The organism is Trichococcus collinsii (assembly GCF_900107505.1).
GTDB lineage: Bacteria > Bacillota > Bacilli > Lactobacillales > Aerococcaceae > Trichococcus > Trichococcus collinsii.
Genome location: NZ_FNQH01000009.1, coordinates 20,208 through 40,474, shown reverse-complemented (window position 1 = coordinate 40,474; position 20,267 = coordinate 20,208). Strand labels below are relative to the sequence as shown.

General features: G+C 42.8%; 20 protein-coding genes and 1 pseudogene. 17 read left to right on the top strand and 4 right to left on the bottom strand.

The genetic code is table 11. The features are described 5' to 3' along the window. Positions 1-70 precede the first annotated feature (70 nt). Both BLV66_RS13800 and BLV66_RS13795 read right to left on the bottom strand, forming a co-directional pair. On the bottom strand, positions 71-466 hold the full coding sequence (locus BLV66_RS13800; protein WP_086986543.1) for a putative periplasmic lipoprotein: 396 nt from the start codon (positions 464-466) through the stop codon (positions 71-73). A 274-nt stretch (positions 467-740) separates the two neighbouring features. Further along, positions 741-1,298: a 2'-5' RNA ligase family protein gene (locus BLV66_RS13795; RefSeq protein ID WP_086986544.1), complete on the bottom strand. Its 558-nt coding sequence runs from the start codon at positions 1,296-1,298 to the stop codon at positions 741-743. Between the two features lie 868 nt (positions 1,299-2,166). Between BLV66_RS13795 and BLV66_RS13785 the strand changes: the two genes are divergently transcribed. The 8 genes and pseudogenes from BLV66_RS13785 to BLV66_RS13750 all read left to right on the top strand — a co-directional run bounded on the left by BLV66_RS13785 (position 2,167) and on the right by BLV66_RS13750 (position 7,883). Next, complete coding sequence (locus tag BLV66_RS13785) at positions 2,167-2,640, top strand: RNA polymerase sigma factor (protein ID WP_086986546.1); 474 nt, start codon at positions 2,167-2,169, stop codon at positions 2,638-2,640. Beyond that, the gene (locus BLV66_RS15705) at positions 2,637-3,071 is read left to right on the top strand and encodes a DUF3955 domain-containing protein (RefSeq protein WP_086986547.1); all 435 of its coding nucleotides are present in this window, start codon (positions 2,637-2,639) and stop codon (positions 3,069-3,071) included. Before BLV66_RS13785 ends, BLV66_RS15705 begins: the two co-directional genes overlap by 4 nt. 34 nt (positions 3,072-3,105) lie before the next feature. Then, positions 3,106-3,607 (top strand): annotated as a pseudogene (locus tag BLV66_RS15980) (transposase); the annotation flags it as partial. A gap of 83 nt (positions 3,608-3,690) precedes the next feature. Further along, the gene (locus tag BLV66_RS13770; RefSeq protein ID WP_086986548.1) at positions 3,691-4,086 is read left to right on the top strand and encodes a VOC family protein; all 396 of its coding nucleotides are present in this window, start codon (positions 3,691-3,693) and stop codon (positions 4,084-4,086) included. A 562-nt stretch (positions 4,087-4,648) separates the two neighbouring features. After that, entirely contained in the window at positions 4,649-5,695 is a 1,047-nt protein-coding gene (locus BLV66_RS13765) for an alpha/beta hydrolase (RefSeq protein ID WP_176974289.1), read from the top strand. Between the two features lie 247 nt (positions 5,696-5,942). Next, positions 5,943-6,497, top strand: coding sequence for a general stress protein (locus BLV66_RS13760; RefSeq protein WP_086986550.1), 555 nt, complete (start codon positions 5,943-5,945; stop codon positions 6,495-6,497). Positions 6,498-6,696: 199 nt separating this feature from the next. Next, positions 6,697-6,945 (top strand): GlsB/YeaQ/YmgE family stress response membrane protein, encoded by a 249-nt coding sequence (locus BLV66_RS13755; protein WP_086986551.1) that lies wholly within the window; start codon positions 6,697-6,699, stop codon positions 6,943-6,945. A gap of 215 nt (positions 6,946-7,160) precedes the next feature. Then, entirely contained in the window at positions 7,161-7,883 is a 723-nt protein-coding gene (locus BLV66_RS13750; RefSeq protein ID WP_086986552.1) for a VIT1/CCC1 transporter family protein, read from the top strand. Positions 7,884-7,939: 56 nt separating this feature from the next. Here BLV66_RS13750 and BLV66_RS13745 read toward each other — a convergent pair whose 3' ends face one another. Continuing rightward, positions 7,940-8,791: a VOC family protein gene (locus BLV66_RS13745; protein ID WP_086986553.1), complete on the bottom strand. Its 852-nt coding sequence runs from the start codon at positions 8,789-8,791 to the stop codon at positions 7,940-7,942. 286 nt (positions 8,792-9,077) lie between these two features. Here BLV66_RS13745 and dnaX point away from each other — a divergent pair, with 286 nt between their 5' ends. The 6 genes from dnaX (at position 9,078) to BLV66_RS13715 (ending at position 14,918) form a co-directional block, all read left to right on the top strand. After that, on the top strand, positions 9,078-11,021 hold the full coding sequence (gene dnaX, locus BLV66_RS13740) for a DNA polymerase III subunit gamma/tau (protein WP_086986554.1): 1,944 nt from the start codon (positions 9,078-9,080) through the stop codon (positions 11,019-11,021). 60 nt (positions 11,022-11,081) lie between these two features. Further along, a complete protein-coding gene (locus BLV66_RS13735) occupies positions 11,082-11,396 on the top strand; it encodes a YbaB/EbfC family nucleoid-associated protein (protein ID WP_086986555.1) in 315 nt (104 codons plus the stop codon). Between the two features lie 119 nt (positions 11,397-11,515). Then, positions 11,516-12,112 carry a recombination mediator RecR gene (gene recR / locus BLV66_RS13730; RefSeq protein ID WP_086986556.1) on the top strand — a complete coding sequence of 199 codons (597 nt, stop codon included), beginning with the start codon at positions 11,516-11,518 and terminating at the stop codon, positions 12,110-12,112. A gap of 35 nt (positions 12,113-12,147) precedes the next feature. Further along, positions 12,148-12,459: a YaaL family protein gene (locus tag BLV66_RS13725; protein WP_086986557.1), complete on the top strand. Its 312-nt coding sequence runs from the start codon at positions 12,148-12,150 to the stop codon at positions 12,457-12,459. A 204-nt stretch (positions 12,460-12,663) separates the two neighbouring features. Then, positions 12,664-13,104 carry a MarR family winged helix-turn-helix transcriptional regulator gene (locus tag BLV66_RS13720; protein WP_086986558.1) on the top strand — a complete coding sequence of 147 codons (441 nt, stop codon included), beginning with the start codon at positions 12,664-12,666 and terminating at the stop codon, positions 13,102-13,104. Beyond that, positions 13,104-14,918, top strand: coding sequence for an ABC transporter ATP-binding protein (locus BLV66_RS13715; RefSeq protein WP_086986559.1), 1,815 nt, complete (start codon positions 13,104-13,106; stop codon positions 14,916-14,918). Before BLV66_RS13720 ends, BLV66_RS13715 begins: the two co-directional genes overlap by 1 nt. A gap of 118 nt (positions 14,919-15,036) precedes the next feature. Here BLV66_RS13715 and BLV66_RS13710 read toward each other — a convergent pair whose 3' ends face one another. Then, positions 15,037-15,798, bottom strand: coding sequence for a MurR/RpiR family transcriptional regulator (locus BLV66_RS13710; RefSeq protein WP_086986560.1), 762 nt, complete (start codon positions 15,796-15,798; stop codon positions 15,037-15,039). A 221-nt stretch (positions 15,799-16,019) separates the two neighbouring features. Here BLV66_RS13710 and BLV66_RS13705 point away from each other — a divergent pair, with 221 nt between their 5' ends. From BLV66_RS13705 to BLV66_RS13695, 3 genes are all read left to right on the top strand, one after another. Further along, positions 16,020-17,594: an alpha-glucoside-specific PTS transporter subunit IIBC gene (locus BLV66_RS13705; RefSeq protein ID WP_086986561.1), complete on the top strand. Its 1,575-nt coding sequence runs from the start codon at positions 16,020-16,022 to the stop codon at positions 17,592-17,594. A gap of 6 nt (positions 17,595-17,600) precedes the next feature. Then, positions 17,601-18,932 (top strand): 6-phospho-alpha-glucosidase, encoded by a 1,332-nt coding sequence (locus BLV66_RS13700; RefSeq protein ID WP_086986562.1) that lies wholly within the window; start codon positions 17,601-17,603, stop codon positions 18,930-18,932. A gap of 108 nt (positions 18,933-19,040) precedes the next feature. Next, on the top strand, positions 19,041-20,213 hold the full coding sequence (locus BLV66_RS13695; RefSeq protein ID WP_086986563.1) for an MFS transporter: 1,173 nt from the start codon (positions 19,041-19,043) through the stop codon (positions 20,211-20,213). Positions 20,214-20,267: the final 54 nt, after the last annotated feature.

Sequence of the window (20,267 nt, the reverse complement as noted above, 5' to 3'; positions counted from 1 at the left end):
ATAGATACATAAAAACCGTATATCTTGCGATTTATTCGCAAGTACACGGTTTTTTTGCTTTGTATCATTTTTATTTTTCGACTTTTACAATCCCCATGCCGGGAATCTGTGGAGGGATGGACATCGTGGTGGGTGCATGCTCGACTAAGGTGACTGTTACGTTGTCGCCTTTTTCTAATGCTGACAGAGGTATATTTTCACCGGAGGATAAGTCGGTCAAGGGAACACCTTCCATCAACAGGATGACTTCATCGAAAGAAGCAGCCTCCGAAGATTCTACCGGAACTAAGTCAGACAAGAACAAACCACCTTCATGCGTTTCGCCGCTGTCGATAACCGTTCCTGTATACAGTACAGTTGCTTCTTCGTTTTCCGAAACCTCACTATTCACGCTCGCCTGAGAACTCGTGGCACCACAACCACTCAGCAGAGCCGTAGTGAGAAAGCATAAGATTAACTTTTTCAAACAAATTCCTCCTTGTTGCCCAGATAATTCAATTATAACCCACACGAAAATAAATATTGAAATATTTACTCCAATCTAAAGAAGGCTTGTCTATTTGACGGTTTTCCCACTGATCTTGGAGCTACCAATTGTACAACGCTTTTTTTAAGCAAGCCCCAGCGCATCAATCCCTAGTGGTAACTTGTTTGGCATTCAGTGAGTGCAGATGAGATAGGTGTGACTCAGGATACCGTAAAATGTTTCTTTAAACACCGCTGAAAAAAATGGTTATGAATTATTTTAGTTCCTTAGAAAAAATAACGGTATCTTCTATTGCCACATCGTCATTATTAAGTTTAAGTTCTATTAGAGCAATTTCACTTAATGTACCGCGGATTTGGTCTATATTTTTTTTACAATAGCTAAATGCTTGCACCATTTTATCTTCATCTAATCTACTTGCAATGGTGCAATGAGGACTCCATTTACTTGGAAGATAAAATGAAGTTTCATTCTCGTTGAATGTTCTGAAGTAGTCGTGATGGCTGCTATGAAAATCAAGTAATTCAGTTGATAAAGTCGGAGCAATGAATAGGGTCCCTGTACTAATAAAAGTTCCTAATATATTCAAGGTCAAATCAACCTTGTCCTTATCTCTATAGAATCTATCTGCTAATTGTATAAATCTATTTTTATCTAAAGCATCATAATCAGCAATAGTGATATGAGGTCTTTTTCCTTTGGTTTCAACGCCGTAGTGACTAATATTCTTTTCACTTAAACCCTTCCATAATCTTCGGAAATTCACTTCTGTTTCATGATCTAAATAACCTACAAATGCATATGTATACATAAAACAGCCTCCTGTAATTGGCAAAATGTTGTGTTCAAACGTAAAGTTATTAATCCATTTCAATTAAACTAGGAAAGAACCTTTTCGTGTCACTGACTGTTAATAACTATGTTACTAGTGGTAATCTTAGCTGGTGGATATCATTACCTACTACAAGAAAAATAGAGATGGATTTAGTAAGTAAACGTCCTATATATCAACATAATAACTAGTTTTCACTTAAACCTTAGTACAACCATAATAATAATTATAGAAAGTCATATAGAATTAAAGGGTATACTACTTTCAACAATATAATAAGAGGAAGTAGGGGGTATGATGGGTTTTTGGTATTTTCTAATACTCTTTGTAGGTATCGCTCTTATTGTAGTAGGTATGTTAAATAAAGATGTTTCACGTTCAGTTAAAATTGTAAGTATGTCGCTCCTTCAGGAAACAAGTCCGCTGAATTCCCTTAATCTCTTTAAGTTCAGTTTCCTGCACTTTGCTCAATCGCCGATGTCTACCTTGAGAATGTCGATGGATCGATGGGTCAATGCTACTATCCCACCTTTCCGATAAGAAGCGACATAGCCACCAATTATTTTGCGAGTATGTCCAATACTCTGAGTCATTTCCTTCATCTGATACCCACTTAAGTGAAGGTGGACCACTTGATAACCTGGATTCCCGCTAACACATACCTAGGAACAAGCGAAGAGCCTACCAAATCAACGTTTGGATAGTATTTCGAGGTTCCATGTACCTAGAACACAATGATATTCAGGATTTTCCCGTCCTTATTATAAATTTGGGGCTTGAAATATTTTTTAAAATTTGTAACGAATTTAATACTCGTTAGTCATATCTATGAAAGTGAGGTGGTGACATGCCAGAGTTTGAGAAGATATATTCCGAATATTTCGATGATGTATATAAATACGTTTATTCCTTATGTCGAAATTCATTAGTGGCTGAGGAAGTCACACAGGATACTTTTTTCAAAGCGCTAAAAAGTATTGATTCCTATAAAGGGGAATGTAAGCTACGTGTGTGGCTCTGCCAGATTGCAAAAAATACTTACTTTACATTTTACAGTAAGCAACAGCGATTAGTGACCTGCAATTCCATTGAACAGGAGCAAACCTGTAATTTTGAGAATGGATTTATTAATCGAGAAGAATCCTTCGAAATTCATAAAGCACTGCACAACTTGGAGGAGCCATATAAAGAAGTTTTCTCATTGCGAATTTTCGGAGAACTGTCGTTTCGGAAAATAGGCGAGCTTTTTGGAAAAACCGAAGGTTGGGCACGCGTCACCTATTACCGCGCAAAAATAAAATTGAAGGAGGATTTATTATGAAAATATCATGTGATATCATTAAAGATTTGCTGCCACTTTACTATGACAATGTATGTAGCACGGAGAGCCGCAAATTGATTGAAGAACACCTAGAAAATTGCGAAGAATGTAAAGCTGAGTTAAAAAAATATGATATAGAGATAAAAGGAGTAAATAACATGGAAGAAGCAAATTTATTGGGGAAAATCGCTAAAAAGTGGAAAAATGACAAAAAAACAGCTTTTTTAAAAGGTACAGCTTTGGTTTCAATGATTGGTGGCATTCTCTGCGTTATTGCATATAATGTCAATGGAAGCTATATAGATAAGGACGGTTTTTTGGTGGAATCATTCGGATTTATCCCGTTAGGATTCCTGTTTGCATTTATCGCTTTAGTCTCAGTAATAATCTTGGCATTTATCGCAATTATCAGACGCTACAAAAGACGCTAAAATATTTCAAAATAATGTACCCGCCCAATAGCGCTTCGCAACACCGGAACTGTATGATCTATGCAAAGAAAAAGAGCCCCATTACGTCATCCGGATCAAATAAAATCCCCGACTATCTAAGTTGGCAGAACAGTTTGTTCAAGTTGTGGCTGAGACCGAAGGGAGTCAGAGGGAAGAGTATTTTTACTCCCTTCGTTACCAAGCGGGTACTTGGAAGAGAGGTACGATGAAGAATTTCATCAATGAAGCAAAGAGTGGCTTCTTCTTCGATAAGACAGACAGTTTTCATTACTTAGAGAATGCTGTTCGCATGATGGTCAGCTGGCTTTCCTATCACATCAACAATTTTATGCGCGTTAGCGTTCACGGAAAAGGCAAAAGGCCTACAGATACTGACTATCCGTCTTCATCTTTTCAAGGCTGCTGGGAAACTGATTCACAGCGGAAGACGCATGATGCTAAAACTTAGTACCCATCATGTCTACCAAGACGAATTTTTTCATATTCTATGGCAAATCCAATGCTTGCCTTGGTAAGACCCCGCTTATTAAAAAAATCTGTTCGAACAAAAGGATTAGTATGACTGTAAGTGAAATTTTAAGGGAAGCAAGGTGTCAATATGCAAGTTAATCAGTATATTCGTGGACTCCAACATCTCGGGATTCCTACAAAAAAAATGAGCGAATCCATCGTTTTTTATGAAAAGCTTGGTTTTCAAATCATCAATGAAGAAAACCAAGTCAATAATGGCGGGCAAGTCGCCTTTTTAGAAAACCAAAGATTAGTCATTGAACTATGGGATAATGTAGAGGCTACTGGAGTAAGTGGCGCAATTGACCACATTGCCTTAGATGTCGTTAATATTCAAGATTTGTATCAACAAATTCAAAACGAAAAAATGAACGTAGTATCAGATGGAATTGAAACATTGCACTATTGGAAAAAGGGCATCAGCTATTTCATTGTGGCTGGACCTAATGGTGAGCACATTGAATTTTGTCAGATAAATTTATAAACAGGGAGCGAAGGAGGTGGGGGAAACTTGGTGGAAAGAAGAAGTCGTCTATCAAATATGTCCTCGCAGTTTTCAAGAGAACAACCTTTTGGCTGGCAGATATCAATCATTCAGCTTCCTGATGAAATTATAATCGCAATTGACAAGATTATCAGATTAATTTAAGGATTTTCCGAAGGGACTTCATTAAAAGATAGTGCTATTTCTGGGATGAAGTAGCACTTGTTTTTTATCCGTATGTTTATTTAATGTCTGCTGAGTAATTCAGATAAAACTGATTACGTGACTCATAATCAGTTTTTTATTTTGTCTTGGTGCATTAGCTAGACGGTCATAGCCATAACATGAGAGTGCTGGCTATGATTCTCCGCACTCCTGTCATTTTTGGACTTAAATGATGAAAAGCCTACTGTTTAAATAACAATTCACTCCCAACTTATTTTTTTAATACGGGTACGTTAGGGATATACTAAGAGCAGCAGAGAGAACAATTTACTTTGTTGGCTTCCTTTATTCGTTTACAATATTACTGCTGCTGAATGTTATTGAGAGGATGATTTTAGTGAGTAAATCCAACCGTAGACTCGTTCGTGCTCTCTTTAAAGTGGATATGATTAGCTTATTAATGATAAATATATTAGTAGGGACACGGTTTTTTAGAACAAAAGTTAGCCCTGAAGAACAAGAGGCGACGGCTTCTATCCTTAAAACAGAGAAGAATAGGATCGAATTAGCCATCAATGCTCATGACGGTATGCAACTCTCAACAGCTCTGTTTACAACGGATAACCCAGAAGCCATTGTTCAAATTTTGCATGGTGCTACAGAACACAAGGAATTATATTATAACTTTGCGCATTTTTTAAATAAAAATGGATATGCGGTAATCATTTCTGACCTCCGGGGGCATGGGAAAACAGTTAACAGCAGTTATCCCTATGGGCATATGAACAGTGTGGATGAGATGATTGATGATGTGTATCGAGTGAATCAATATGCGAAGAAAACATATCCTGATAAACCACTCTATATAGTAGGGCATTCTTTGGGATCGATCCTTGCAAGATGCTATCTTCAGAAACATGATAACGAAGTAGACAAGATTGTCATGACAGGAACCGCACGATCGATTGACAAGACAAAGATTGGATTGTTTATCGGTAACTGGGCTACATTTTATTCTGGCGCATATAATCATAGTAAGATCCTCCATCTCATTGGAGGATCCACTATATATAAAGCATCATCATTTGAGGCAAACATGGTGACCACAGATAGGGATTTGTATGAAAAAATGAGTGCTGATCCTCTCATGCATTTTACATGGACAAACAACGGCGCATTAACTATGTTTGAAGCAGCAAGTGATCTCAAGCAATATAAAAAATATAACGTGCAAAACCCCAATCTTGAAATTCTAAGTCTCTCTGGTACAAAAGATCCTGTCACAGGTGGCGACATGGGGCTGAAGGATACCGAACAAACCCTCAGGAAAATAGGTTACTCACACATTTCATTCAAGCAATATGAAGAAAAACTGCATTCTATTTTATTTGAAACAAATAGAGACACCGTTTATCAGGATGTGCTAGATTTCCTCAAAAAGTAACTTATCATGATTTTGATTCGATGCGGATCCATTTCCAGAAAAGCTAGCCTGCGTCTGTTTGTTGCTCGCATTCTCTAAACATATGTATAGGAATGTTTGTGAAATTATGAATAATCACATTATCATTTATCTCTATTTCTCTATACTCTTCCTGTTTCCCATAAGGGTTAATCTTTGCTAGTGAAGCTGATTTTCTATACAATGAGTCTGTAACCGCGAAACGAAGAAGAAAGTGGAGGTAATAAATATGGCTAAGTTTGTGAAAGGCTCCTACCGTACCATTTCAGAAGTTCATACTGTTTTAGAGGGTTTACGACAAGAAGGGTATACTGAATCAAATATTACACTTGTAACGAATGAAGCTAAGAAGTATGATGAACTGATCAATTCCACAGATGCTACAATAAAGTTAGATGATACTACCGACGAGCATCTTACTCTTTGGGAGAAAATCATGCATGCTTTCCCTATCTTCACCAGCAGTGATTATGCGAGCAACAAAGAGGATGCTGATTTGGAACCAGAAGAAGACACGCTACTGGAAGGGTATCAGAGGCAATTAGATGACGGTGAAATCGTTGTGATTGTGGACGATATCTTAAATAAAGAAGCCTCATTAAATTTGGATAATATGGATGCAACAGATACGGTGAGTGCGGTTAAGTCCAACCAAATTCTTCAAGAGACGCCGGAGACAGATTCTCATCCTGATGTGGAGTCAATGGCAGATGTTTTGGAGCAGGAAACAACGGTTGTTCCCGGTAACGCTGATACAGATGAAGATTCACGTATTGAAAGCTAAATAAGGCAAGCAACCAAAACTCCCGAATTCATTTTTCGGGAGTTTTTTTATATTATTGTAAGAGCATTATCGGAAACCAGCTCGCTTCGAGTGCAAATACTTTATAATATAGGTCATTCCTTATATAATTGCAGTGTAACGAGCAAGGTATAGACACATGGTTACTGCGGGCTTCTTTATTAAGAAGGAGGAGTAAAAAATGGACTTTCTTTGGTCTCTAATTGTCGGTGGTGTCTTAGGCGCACTCGCTGGAGCTTTTTTGGGTAAAGATGTTCCCGGTGGCATTATCGGAAATATCATTGCGGGTTTCGTTGGTTCATGGTTAGGAGTAACTTTATTTGGAGCTTGGGGACCTGCAATCGGAGGATTCTACATCGCACCTGCATTAATAGGAGCCATCATCCTGATCCTCATCGTTTCCCTTATTATGAAATCGATGAGAAAGTAAATTTGGTCAATACTCAAGAGGCAAGTTAGCATGAAATATTTTAAATAACGATAGTACTATAGACGAGGTAAACAGTCATACTACTACCGTTATTTTCTATTCCTGAACAAATAATTAAGTAAGGATGAATAGCGTCCTTCAGTAAACCGTGGAAGTTTCGCGTAGAAAAAAATTTAGGAAAGATAGGATAAGCGGTTTTTGAAGGAGGTTGGGTTATGGGAAATCCTTTGATAAAGGTAAATAAAGAGCAGAAAAAATTCAAAGGCGGGAAATACATCAAAAGTATCGTCTATGGTGGGTTGGACGGAATTGTTACGACATTTGCCGTAGTCTCAGGTGTTGCGGGTGCGTCGCTAGCTATGAAGGTGGTTATCATTCTCGGCTTCTCTAACCTGTTGGCCGACGGTTTTTCAATGGCTATAGGTGACTATCTTTCTTCAAAATCTGAGAATGAGTACAATTCAGGCCTCAAAAAACAAAAAAGCCGAGAAGTGATTGAAAACATTGATGATGAAATAGCAAGTTTAGTGAGTGCTTATGAAAACCAAGGAATGTCAACTCAAGACGCTCAATCCATCGCCTATACGTTAGCTAAATATGAATCATCTTTTATTGATCAAAGGATAACAAATGGACATGGCGGTGAAGAGATCCAGGAAGGGCCACTGAAAAACGCTATCGTTACCTTCCTTTCTTTCTTCTTTTTTGGAATGACTCCGCTTCTGGTTTACGTTCTCTCCATGTTCGTACCGGTTCTGAATGATCATGTATTTTTTGTTGCTTCTGTTCTGACCGGCGTGACATTGTTTATTTTGGGAGCTTTGAAATCTCGTATTACTCATTCAAATTGGCTCAGATCAGGATTGGAAATGTTGGTTATAGGCGGTTTAGCTGCTGTTGCTGCTTACTTGATAGGTTATGTATTGGGAGGGATATAAAAAGCTTAACCGGCGGAAATCTCCCGTCGGTTAAGCTTTTTTGGATAATAATTTAATTATTCGCCTTGATGAATGACAGCGTGGATTTCGATGCCGCTGTTGTCTTTGAAGATGAGTGTGTTGTCCGTTTCTTCAAACGAAACCTCTCCGCGAACCAGTCTGCCTTTCAGCGCTTCATAGGCAGCACCATTAGCGACAACCCAAGTGAAATACGCCAATCCTGGTTGGTTTTCTTCAGCGGCGGGCAGATGTTTTCCAGCCCACATATTCGAACCGATGTGGTGGTGGTAGTTTCCGGCTGCGAAGAATTTTGCTTGTCCAAAAAAGTCCGACTTCAATGAGATGCCGAGTACGTTTTCGTAAAATTGTTGGGTTTCGACCAGATCGTGAACGGTCAAATGGACGTGTCCCATTTTCGAACCGGAAGGGATACCATCATAAATTTTGACCATCGCGCCGATTACGCCATCCGCATCCATCGCTTCGGTAACGCCCTCGATTTTGCCATCCGGACGGACATCCCAAGCCGAAAGCTCTTTGTCACGGTAAATTTCGATGCCGTTGCCTTCCGGATCGTTGAAGTAAATGGCTTCGCTGTAGCCGTGATCACTAGCGCCATCAATGCCGTATTTCTTCGTCAGCAAATGATAGAGGATAGATCCCAAGTCTGCTCTAGTCGGCAAAAGGATCGCCAAGTGGAAAAGTCCAGTCGTTCTTTTGCGGGCAGCAGGAGATTTGAGCTCAATCAATTCGACCAATGGCGTGTTGTCCGCGGCAACTCCCAATACAACCGAATTTTCCTTTTCTTCCATTAAATCCAATCCCAGCGCTTCCTGATAGAATTGCGTCATTTTCTTCAGATCATTGACTTTCAAGGCAACCTTGCCCAAATCCCAAAATGCTGTCATGTTAAATTTCCCCTTTATTGTCGTTTTTATTTGAAGTACAGTTTTGCCGGAATAGTATCACAAATTTAATTAATACGAATTCGAACTATTTGATAGATTTACTATAATGCCTAGCTTACTTTTTGTCAACTGTTATTATTTCATCATTATATTTGAGCCGAATGACCTCCAAACTAAGCGTAATACAAGCTTATATTAAGCAGGAAAGCCACAGAGCGATGCCTTTCTATTTTACTGTTTTTCCCTTATAATAGATTGACGAAGCAAAAGTGAAAGAGGGAAAAGGATGAGCTATCAAGCACTATATCGGGTTTGGCGCCCGCAGCGGTTCGGAGACATCGCAGGTCAGGAAGCGGTCACGCAGACGCTGAAGAATGCCTTAATACAGGGGAAAACGAGCCATGCTTACCTTTTTACCGGACCGCGCGGAACGGGTAAGACGAGTGCAGCCAAGATTTTTGCGAAAGCCATCAACTGTCATCATCGCGTCGACGGGGAACCGTGCAACGAATGTGAAACGTGCAAGGCAATCACTGAAGGGCGCTTGAACGACGTCATCGAAATCGATGCCGCCAGCAACAACGGCGTGGAGGAAATCCGGGACATCCGCGATAAAGCACGTTATGCGCCGACCCAAGCCGACTACAAAGTCTATATCATCGATGAGGTGCACATGCTCTCAACCGGGGCCTTCAATGCGCTCTTGAAGACACTGGAGGAGCCGCCGGAAAATGTCATCTTCATTTTGGCGACGACGGAGCCGCACAAGATTCCGTTGACGATCATTTCCAGGACGCAACGGTTCGACTTCAAGCGGATTTCCTATCAGGACATCATCAACCGGATGGCCTATATCCTGCAGGAGGAGAAGATCGGCTATGATGAGCAGGCGCTGCATGTCATCGCGCGCTCCGCGAACGGCGGGATGCGGGATGCGCTCAGCTTGCTCGATCAGATCATTTCCTATGGTTCGGAATCGGTCACTTTCGAAAATGCGGTGAAGGTGTCCGGCAGTCTGACGGAAGAAATGATGATTTCCTTCTCAAGTGCGTTGCTGCACGAAGAGACGGAATCGGCGCTGCAACTGCTGCAGGAAATTCTGAGTGCCGGCAAAGAAGCCGGCCGTTTCCTTGAGGAGATGATCCTGTTTGCGCGGGATGTGCTGGTCTATCAGCAGACAAACGGCAAGGCCTTTGCGGACAATACGCAACAATACAGTGAAGCTTTCCAGACTTTCTCGCAGGAGGCACCAGCAACGTTCCTTTACGAGATGATCGAAGCCTTCAACGAGACCCAAGGGGAGATGCGCTTCTCGACACAACCGGATATCTATCTGGAAGTGTTGGCGGTGAAACTGTCCCAATCCAAGGCGCACGCACAGATGGCAGCTCCGAGCGCACAAGCGGTTCCGAACGGAGAAATCCAGAGGCTGGCACACGAATTGGAACTCGTCAAAAAAGAACTTGCGAAGCTGCAGGAACTGATCGCCTCGGGGAATTTTTCCGTTTCCCAGGAAGGTGCTAAAGCGGTACCGGTCAAAAAAGAAACGGCTCGTTCGTCGAACACGTCAGTCGGATTCAAGCCCAATATGGGGCGGACTTACCAGATTTTGGGCGAGGCGACGAAGCAGGATCTTGCCCGCGTCCGTGATTTCTGGACGGATATCCTGGATGTGCTTTCGGTCACCCAGCGTGCCGTGCTGAAGCAGGCCAATCCGGTAGCGGCGAGTCCTACCAGTTTCATCCTGTCGTTCCAGTATGATATCCTTTGCCAAAAAGCGACGGAAGACGCTGAACTGCAGGCGGCCGTGGATGCGGCAACGCAGCGGATGCTGCAGCGTCCCGGCGAATTGGTGTGCTTGACGGAAGAGCAGTGGACTTCGGTACGACGCAACTACATCCAGAACCGCAACGACAGCCCGGTTACTGAATCTGTTGGTGAACCGAAACAAGCCGCGCCAAAACAGGCAGTGGCACCATCGGCTGCGCCTAAACAGCAGGCTTCGGCAACAGCTGATAAGGATAAGTCGGTCGATCTGGATCTGCCGCCCGAACCGCCGATGCCGGAAATGGAAGACGGCCACCGCGGTGACTATCACCCCGGGAATTTCGCTGATGATTTTTCGGTCGAGACCGATCCGATCGTGATCGAGGAACAAAAGGAACAGGAAGTCGTCGATCAGGCGCTGAGCCTTTTCGGGGATGAAGTTGTGACTGTTGTCGAGGACTGACGGAACGAAGCAATGAAAGTAAAATAAACTAAAATATATAAACAGAGAGGGAGTCATACAATGCGAGGCGGAATGGGAAACATGCAAGGCATGATGAAACAAATGCAAAAAATGCAGAAAGAAATGGAGCAGACACAAGCAGAACTCAATATAACGGAGTTTGTCGGGGCGGCTTCAAATGATTTGGTCAAAATCACGATGACCGGCAATAAAAAGGTGACCGATGTTGTCATCGCACCTGAAGCGGTCGATCCGGAAGATGTGGAAATGCTGCAAGATCTGATCCTGATGGCGACAAACGATGTGCTAAGCAAGATCGATGAAGCAACGAAAGCGAAATTGGGCAAGTTTGCCAGTGCGATTCCGGGATTCTAAGTCAGGCTGCTAGCAACAACCGAAATGAATGAAGGGAGAGAGGGTGAGACAAGTCGGGCAGTGTTGACTTTAGTCCCAGCCTCCTTTCTTTTGAGAGAAGAAAAGGGGATTTTATCGAAATGCAATACCCAGAACCCATAGCGAAATTAATCGAAAGTTTCATGAAATTGCCGGGCATCGGGCAAAAGACCGCAGCCCGGTTGGCCTTTTTCTGTCTGGATATGGACGAGGAGGCTGTGCTGGCATTCGCAGATGCGCTGATCCGTTCCAAAAGGGATTTACACCAGTGCGCCATCTGCGGTAATATTACCGAATCAGATCCATGCAATATCTGTGCGGACAATACGCGGGATATGTCCATTATCCTGGTGGTCGAAAATCCCCGCGACATCATGTCGATGGAGAAAATCCGCGAATACCACGGCTTGTACCATGTGTTGAACGGCGTGCTTTCTCCGATGGAAGGGACCGGTCCGGAAGATTTGAACATCGCTAGCCTGATCAAACGGCTGCAGGATGAAACCGTCAAGGAAATCATCATCGCGACGAATGCCACAGCTGAAGGGGAAGCGACGGCCATGTACCTTTCGCGTCTGATCAAGCCGGCGGGCATCAAAGTGACGCGACTGGCTTACGGTCTGGCGGTCGGCAGCGACATCGAATACGCGGATGAGATGACCCTCTTCCGTGCCATCGATGGACGCCGAGAATTGTAACAAGGGTAGGAACAACGGGGGGAACGGAAAACAAAATGGCATTCCATTTGAACAGCGCAAGCAAGAAGCAGGGACACTTAAAGCAGAAATACGACGAAAAACTGATTGATTTGATCAGCGATGTCCATCAACAGTACACTACCTTGGCCCAACTGCAACAGAATGCCTATGACTTGCCGGAAGAGTTGCGTATCTTCGAGAAGATAGCAGAAGCAAAATATCTGTTCCTGCTGCGCGAAGCAAAAGAAAGACAAATCCAAACGGACATTTCCGCGCCGAAAAAAGCCAAGCAATTCCGTTGGCGCAAACGCACGAACCGTGCGGAAGACATTTTCCATTCGGAATGACAAAAAACCAGACCGGCAGCGGTCTGGTTTTTTGCGTTCTTTGAACATTCGTGGGTCAGGAGAAAACATGAATAATCAACAGATATCCATGTTTTCCGCTTGGCGGGAAACCCCGCACAGGCACTTTTGTTGCAAATTAGTTAGGTACCTAATATAATATAAAATAATAGGTAGGTACCTAGCTATCTGGAGGAGGAAATCATTATGGAAGAACAAAATAAAGATGTTATCGGCAGCGCGATGAAGCTGATGCGCACGCTACGGCGCAAGGAGAATCCTGCCAAACATGAATCGCGTGGAGCAGGAAAGCTTTTGCGGATATTGCAGGAAAACGACGGGATGAGTTCGCGGGAATTGGCGGATCGAATGGGGATACGGCCGGCTTCCTTGACGGAGATGCTGAACCGGCTGGAGGCTGACGGGATTTTGACGCGCCAACCAGACCCGTCTGATCAGCGCAGGAACAGGATATTTATCCAAGAAAAGGGGTATGTTTTATTGAAAAAAATGAAGGCAGTGCGCCAAACGGAAAGGGAGCACATCAATCGAAGCTTGACGTTGGATGAGCAGGAACAATTTGTTGCGCTTTGCGAAAAACTGACAAAATCCTTGGAGGACTTCAGAAACAAAGCAGGTGAGCAATAATGGGCGGTAATGGGTTCAAGGGCGGCCGCGGGGGCTTCCTGACGGATGAAGAAAAACAGAACAGCCCTAAAATCACATCACAATTATTGAAGCGGATGTTCAGTTATCTCATCCCGTATTGGAAACAGCTCATCGTCTCCGTGTTGGCGATCATCATCTCATCGGTATTCGGTGTGTTTCCGACGATCTTGACAGGCCGCATCATCGACGAAGGCCTACTGCAGCAGGACATGCCTGTGCTGATCCGTCTGATCGGCCTCTCGTTAGGGGTGTTGATCATCGCCAATCTGATCAGTGTTGTGGAGAGCTACGTCAATGTCTGGATGGCGGAAAACATCACCTATGATATGCGCAACAAGATGTACAGCCATCTGCAGCGTATGTCGCATCGGTTCTTCACGACAAGCAAGCAGGGCGACATCATCACCCGCATGACCAGCGATATCGGCGGCGTGCAGAGTGTGCTGACGGGTACTTGGACGAGCATCCTGCAGAATTTTGCGACGTTGATGGTTGCGCTTGTCACGATGTACACGAAAAGCCCTTTGTTGGCGACAATCGGCATCGTGGTCGTGCCGTTGTTCATCCTGCCGACGAAGCGTGTCGGTAAAAGGCGTTGGGAAATCACTTTGGCTTCGCGGAAGCACAATGACGACATCAACCAGATCCTGAATGAAACCCTCAGTGTCAGTGGGCAATTGCTTTCGAAGCTTTTCGTCACGGAAAACTACGAGTTCAACCGCTACCAGGAAGCCAACAAGCAGATGATCCGCTTGAACATCAAGGAAAGTATGGCGGGCAAATGGTTCCGGGTCGTGATCAACGTCTTCACGAACATCGGCCCGATGTTGATCTATCTGGTCGGCGGGATTCTCATCATCGAATACGGCAATACGGATCTGACGATCGGAGACATCACCGTAATGGTGGCGCTCCTGGGCAGGATGTATGGGCCGGTCAATTCCTTGCTGAATATCCAGGTCGATATGATCCGTTCGATGGCGCTTTTCGACCGCATTTTCGAGTATTTCGATCTGCCTGTGGAAATCGACAACGATCCGGAGGCGATCAAGCCAGAGTTGTTTACAGGCGAGTTGGTTTTTGAAGAGGTTTCCTTCCATTATGATGCGGAACAGCCAATCTTGAATAACGTCAGCTTCGAACTGAAGCCGGGATCGTCCGTTGCCATCGTCGGGCCTTCGGGAGCGGGCAAGTCCACCATCATCAACCTGATTCCGCGCCTCTATGATGTGACGGGCGGAAGGATCCTGTTGGACGGCGTCGACATCCGCAAACTCGATCTGGCCTATCTGCGTCAGCACATCGGAGTGGTGACGCAGGACACGTACTTGTTCAACGGCACAATCAAAGAGAATCTGCTGTATGCCAAAGCCGACGCCACGCAGGCCGAAATCGAAAAAGCTTGCAGTGAAGCCAATATCCACACATTCATCAGCGGCTTGCCGAAAGGCTACGACACCATCGTGGGCAATCGCGGCATGAAGCTTTCCGGCGGCGAAAAGCAGCGGCTTTCAATAGCACGGATCATCCTCCGGAAACCGGGGCTGATCATCTTCGACGAAGCGACTTCCTCCTTGGACTCCATCTCGGAGCATGCCATCCAGCAAGCGATAGCGCCGATCCTTGCTAAAAGCACGAGCCTAATCATCGCTCATCGTCTTTCGACGATCCTGTCGGCTGATGAAATCTTGGTGCTGGAGAAAGGCAAAATTATTGAACGAGGGGATCACGAGACTCTCGTCAAAAAAGGCGGCATCTACACGACGCTGTACGAAACGCAGATGAGAGTATGATGTAAGATAAAGTAGTCCTATAAATAATGGATCATGTGGACAGACGCTAAAAAACAGTGTCTATCACATGGTCCATTTTCAGTATGAGAGCATGATTGTCACGACGGAAAGTATACGATCAGATGAATGCGTTTTGTTGCCATTGATTATATTTTAGCAATAAAAATTCAGCTACAAAAAAGAGAATGGAGGTCGATTCGAAAAGATTATTAGGATCAGCGGTCAAGGGTACTTTCGAATTGTAAATGTAAATATTTTCTGTGCTCAATTTTGTCATGGGTGAGTTTTTTAACTTTGTGATCGCAATTGTTTTTACATTTCTATTTTTCAGTTTCTTAGCTATCTTTTCGATCGATTCTGAATCCCCACTCAAAGTGATTAATATAACGACATCATCTTCGGTTATCAAATTGTAGAATTCTTCGTTAATGTAGATAGCATCAAAATTATAAACGAGGACACCGCTATGCAAGAAAAGCATTTTGATGTAATTGCAAACAAGTTTTTGGATGTCTCCTGAACCGTAAATGAAGATTCGGCCCGCAGTTGAGATGAGTTCACATATAGCAGAAAAATCTTTCTGCTTTAAATTGTTGATTGTAAATGTATGATTTTCTAAAATGATATCTTCAGACTGAGAAAAAATTGATGAGACCGAATCTGTTTCCTGTTTGAGTGCATACTTGAATTCGGAAAAACCGGAAAATCCAAGTTTTTGACTGAATCTCATGATGGTGGTTCTCGAAACGCTGCAGGCATTGGCTACATCATTAATGGTCATGGTACGTACTGCGTTTTTATTCTTCAAAACATAAGCCCAAATCGAGTGATCTGTTTCGGACAATTCGTCAAAAACTTCATTGATTTTTTCTTCTAGCAATGGAGCCCCTCCTTCTATTACAGAACCAAGTATAACGATTGAGTAAGCGTTTTACAAGCTGGACGATGTGAATAGTCACACTGTTTTGTGATAAAAATTTATATACTGTGAAGTCCTCCTATTTCATTGCAACCCCTTACTATATAGGGAGTGAACTGTTAAACTACTTGTAAATAAAGCGCTTTATTTAAAAATAAAAAGATGGTGGTGAACTTCATTTTATGATGAAGAAAGTTCAGCGATTTGGGGGAGCTATGCTAGCTCCAGTTATGCTTTTTTCTTTTTCGGGTGTCATTGTTGGATTGGCGATTTTGTTCCAAAATGAACAAATCATGGGTCAAATCGCCCACGAGGGAACATTTTGGTGGAAATTCTGGAATCTTATAGCGGCGGGCGGATGGACAGTTTTTTTCCAATTACCACTTTTATTTGTAGTAGGCTTGCCTATCGGACTCGCGAAAAAGCATTCTGGAAGAGCCGCAATGGAAGCTTTGGTTGCCTATTTGACATTCAATTATTTTATCAACGCGTTACTGACGTATTGGCCAACAACATTCATGGCGGATATCATGCAGGATGTGGGCGGATCAAGTGGTCTGGCTATGATTGCCGGTATCAAAAGTCTGGATACAGGTATGGTAGGAGCCTTGTTAGTATCCGGAATCACTGTTTATTTACATAATAGATATTTTGAACAGCCTTTGCCAGAAGTCCTATCCATATTCAGCGGTTCTGTTTTTGTAACGATGCTTGCATTTTTTGCCATGATTCCGGTAGCCGTCCTGATGGCTTTTGTTTGGCCAGTCATACAGGAAGGCGTGAGATCCTTACAAGGATTTTTCATTAATTCAGGCAACCTCGGAGTTTGGGTATACTCATTCCTTGAAAAAATATTGATACCAACAGGAATGCATCACTTTATCTATTCCCCGTTTGCCTATGATAACGCAGTAGTTCAAGGGGGAATGGCTGCATACTGGGCATCACATATTGGAGAGTTTCAAACATCCGCTCAAAGCCTAAAAGAAATGTACCCAATGGGCGGATTTGCACTATCCGGGATGTCGAAAATATTTGGATCAATCGGGTTAAGCGCAGCTATCATCAAAGCGGCTAAGCCTGAAAAAAGGAAGACAGTAATCGCGCTTATGGTTCCGGCGGCATTAACGGCTATATTGACCGGTATCACCGAACCGATTGAGTTTACGTTCCTATTTTTGGCTCCTTCATTATTTTTGATCCATGCTTTATTATCAGCAACTTTAGCAACTTCCGCATATGCTTTAGGTGTTGTAGGGGATTTTGGTGGCGGAATCATCAACTTCACAACGCTTAATTGGCTGCCCCTGTGGAAATTTCACGGGAATACCTATGTCGCTCAGATTTTAATTGGCTTGCTCTTTTCAGTCATTTGGTATTTAACATTCACTTTTATGATCAAAAAATTCGATCTGAAGACACCAGGGCGAGAAGAGACAGAAGAGGTCGGTCAACTATATACCAAAAAAGATTATTTGCAGAAAAAGGGAGAAAAAGGCAGCAGACATTCGCACCAAGCAGCCTCTTATTTAGAATTGTTGGGCGGAAAAGACAACGTGGTGGAAGTAACGAATTGTGCTACTCGCTTAAGATTGACAGTCAAAGATCCTAAAAAAGTGGGGACAGTACAAGAATTCCAACAAACCGGTGCACATGGTTTAGTCAATGACGGAAAAGGTGCAATTCAAGTAATTGTCGGACTGACTGTTCCGATGGTTCGAGAGTCATTTGAAAATTTATTATACAACGAGGAGTAACGGAATATGCCGAAGAAAGAAAGTTCAATTTTGATCGCAGGTGGAGGGAGTACATACACTCCCGCTCTAGTAGTAATGTTGTTGGAAAGCTTGGATAAATTACCGCTAAGGAAACTGAAGCTTTACGATAATGATGAAGAAAGACAAAAAACAGTAGCGGAAGCATGTAAAATTATCATAGATGAAAGAGCTCCGGGAGTTGAGTTTTCCTATACCACAGATCCAGAAGAAGCTTTCACTGACGTCGATATCGTAATGGCGCAACTGAGAGTAGGAAAATATGCCTTACGGGAACAAGATGAAAAAATACCATTTAAGCACGGCGTTGTGGGGCAGGAAACGTGTGGTCCTGGTGGGATTGCGTATGGCTTAAGATCTCTTGGGCCGATAATTGAGCTTGTTGATTATATGGAAAAATATTCTCCGGATGCTTGGATGTTAAATTACTCAAATCCAGCTGCAATCGTAGCTGAAGGCACGAGACGATTTAGACCAAATTCACGGATCATCAATATTTGTGATATGCCAGTCTGTTTGGAAGACATCATGGCTAGAGTGATCGGCTTGAAGGATCGAAAAGACTTTGAAACTTCCTACTTTGGCCTAAACCACTTCGGATGGTGGACCAAAATCGTGGACCATGAGGGTATGGATCTAATGCCAAAAATAAGTGACCACGTAAAAAGGCAAGGATATACCGAAAATACTCAAAAAGGTCAGCATAAGGAAGAAAGCTGGTTAGAAACCATGCGGGCCGCGAAAGAACTGCATGAAATCGAACCGGAATTCCTGCCAAACACTTATTTGAAATACTACTTGATGGCTGATTCAACCGTTGAACATGCAAATAAGGAGTATACGCGGGCTGATGAAATCATCGATGGCCGTGAAAAGGATGTATTCAGTGAATGCAGACGTATAACTGAAAATGGTACTGCCAAGGATACCTCCTTCAAATCAAATGAACATGCTTCGTTCATTACAGATTTAGCTTGCGCCTTAACCTTTAACACAAAAGAGCGCATGATTCTGATTACCGAAAATCGAGGAGCGATTGCAAACTTTGCCTATGATGCTATGGTCGAACTGCCTTGCATCGTCGGTAAAGACGGATACGAACCAATTTCAATGGGGGATATCCCAATATTTGAAAAAGGGCTGATGGAACAGCAGATCGCTTCAGAGAAACTCGCAGTGGATGCATGGGAACAAGGCTCTTACTTGAAGCTTTGGCAATCGTTGGCAATGAATAAAACGGTCCCAAGCATAGCTGTTGCAAAAGACATTTTGGATGATTTGATCCTAGCGAATAAAGAGTTCTGGCCAGAATTGAAATAGGCTGACCAGTAAAAAAACACTAATTTTTTGCCCTGTTCATCCAGCGTGAATATAAAATAAGAGGGCCTGAGCAATTATGCTCAGGCCTGTTTTGAGAAGTGGAGTAACATGAAATTAATCAACTATTTCAGAGGCATCTATCTGTCCCAATACATATTAATGGCAGGCTTGATGACCCAGATTGTACCGTATTTGACGCATCTTGGATATGACTCCATTCAAAGAGGTTGGTTGTTAGCTTCGTACAGTTTTACAACCATCTTTTTTCAAGTTTATGTTGGCTATTTGTGCGATAAGAAGAGGCGCGTAAAATTGTTTTATGTAGCGGTCATCATTAGCTTGGCAATATTTTCATCCCTGTTTTTCTTTATCACAAAACGTATTTTCTTTTTACATCTCATTTTGTTGGCCTTAGCAGGTGGCTTATGCAATACATCCGCAGCGGTCGTTGATAACTGGGTCATCAGCAACAAAAATGCACGAAGCCAGTTTTCTGGAATTAAAGCGGTGGGGTCTCTTGGTTGGGGAATAAGCAGCATACTCTTGCCTCTGCTTGTGTCAGGAACACACTTTGCGCTGCTGGCATATATCATCAGCGGAATTGCTTTGTTGCTTCTTTTTCTTTCATCCAGGATTAAGGAAGACGATGTGAGGAACGAAATTCATTCGGCGGAAATCAGCAAAGAAGATGTCATAAAACTTGTCCGGAACAATCAGTACGTTGCTTTTACATTTGTTTTCTTTCTGATTTATCTGACGATAGTGGCTAACAACACATTAATCATCGATAAAATACTGTCGTTTCCGACAGGTTACCGTTTTGTGGGAATGAAATGGGCGATTCAGTCGTTTTGTGAAGTGCCAGCGTATTTTTTGTTAAATCGCTTCAGTAGGAAAGTGAAAAATGAAATGCTCATCTATCTGGCCTGCCTTGCTTTATTTGTCCAGTTTGGGATCTATTATTTTGCAGCTACCGTGGAGATAATCGTGGTGGCCAGTTTTCTGCAAATTTTTACGGTACCTTTATTTAGTCTCGGAAGCCGGATGATGATTCATAAAGTTACACCGGAGAAGTTGTTATCTACGGGTCAATTATTATCAATAAGCTTTTATATGGGTGTGGCTTCCTTCATTTCGCCGCTGCTGTCAGGCTTTGTCAGTAATCTGATGCATATAAATGCAGCAATTGTAACTTTTATCATTTTTCCTGTATGTGCAGTGATTGTATTGAAAACGGCGTCCTTAAAGCATTCTAGAATTGAACAGGGAGACGGCGTATAAAGGAGTAGTTGGATCTGCAAATGCAGATTCTTAGCTACTTTTTTTATTTTGCAT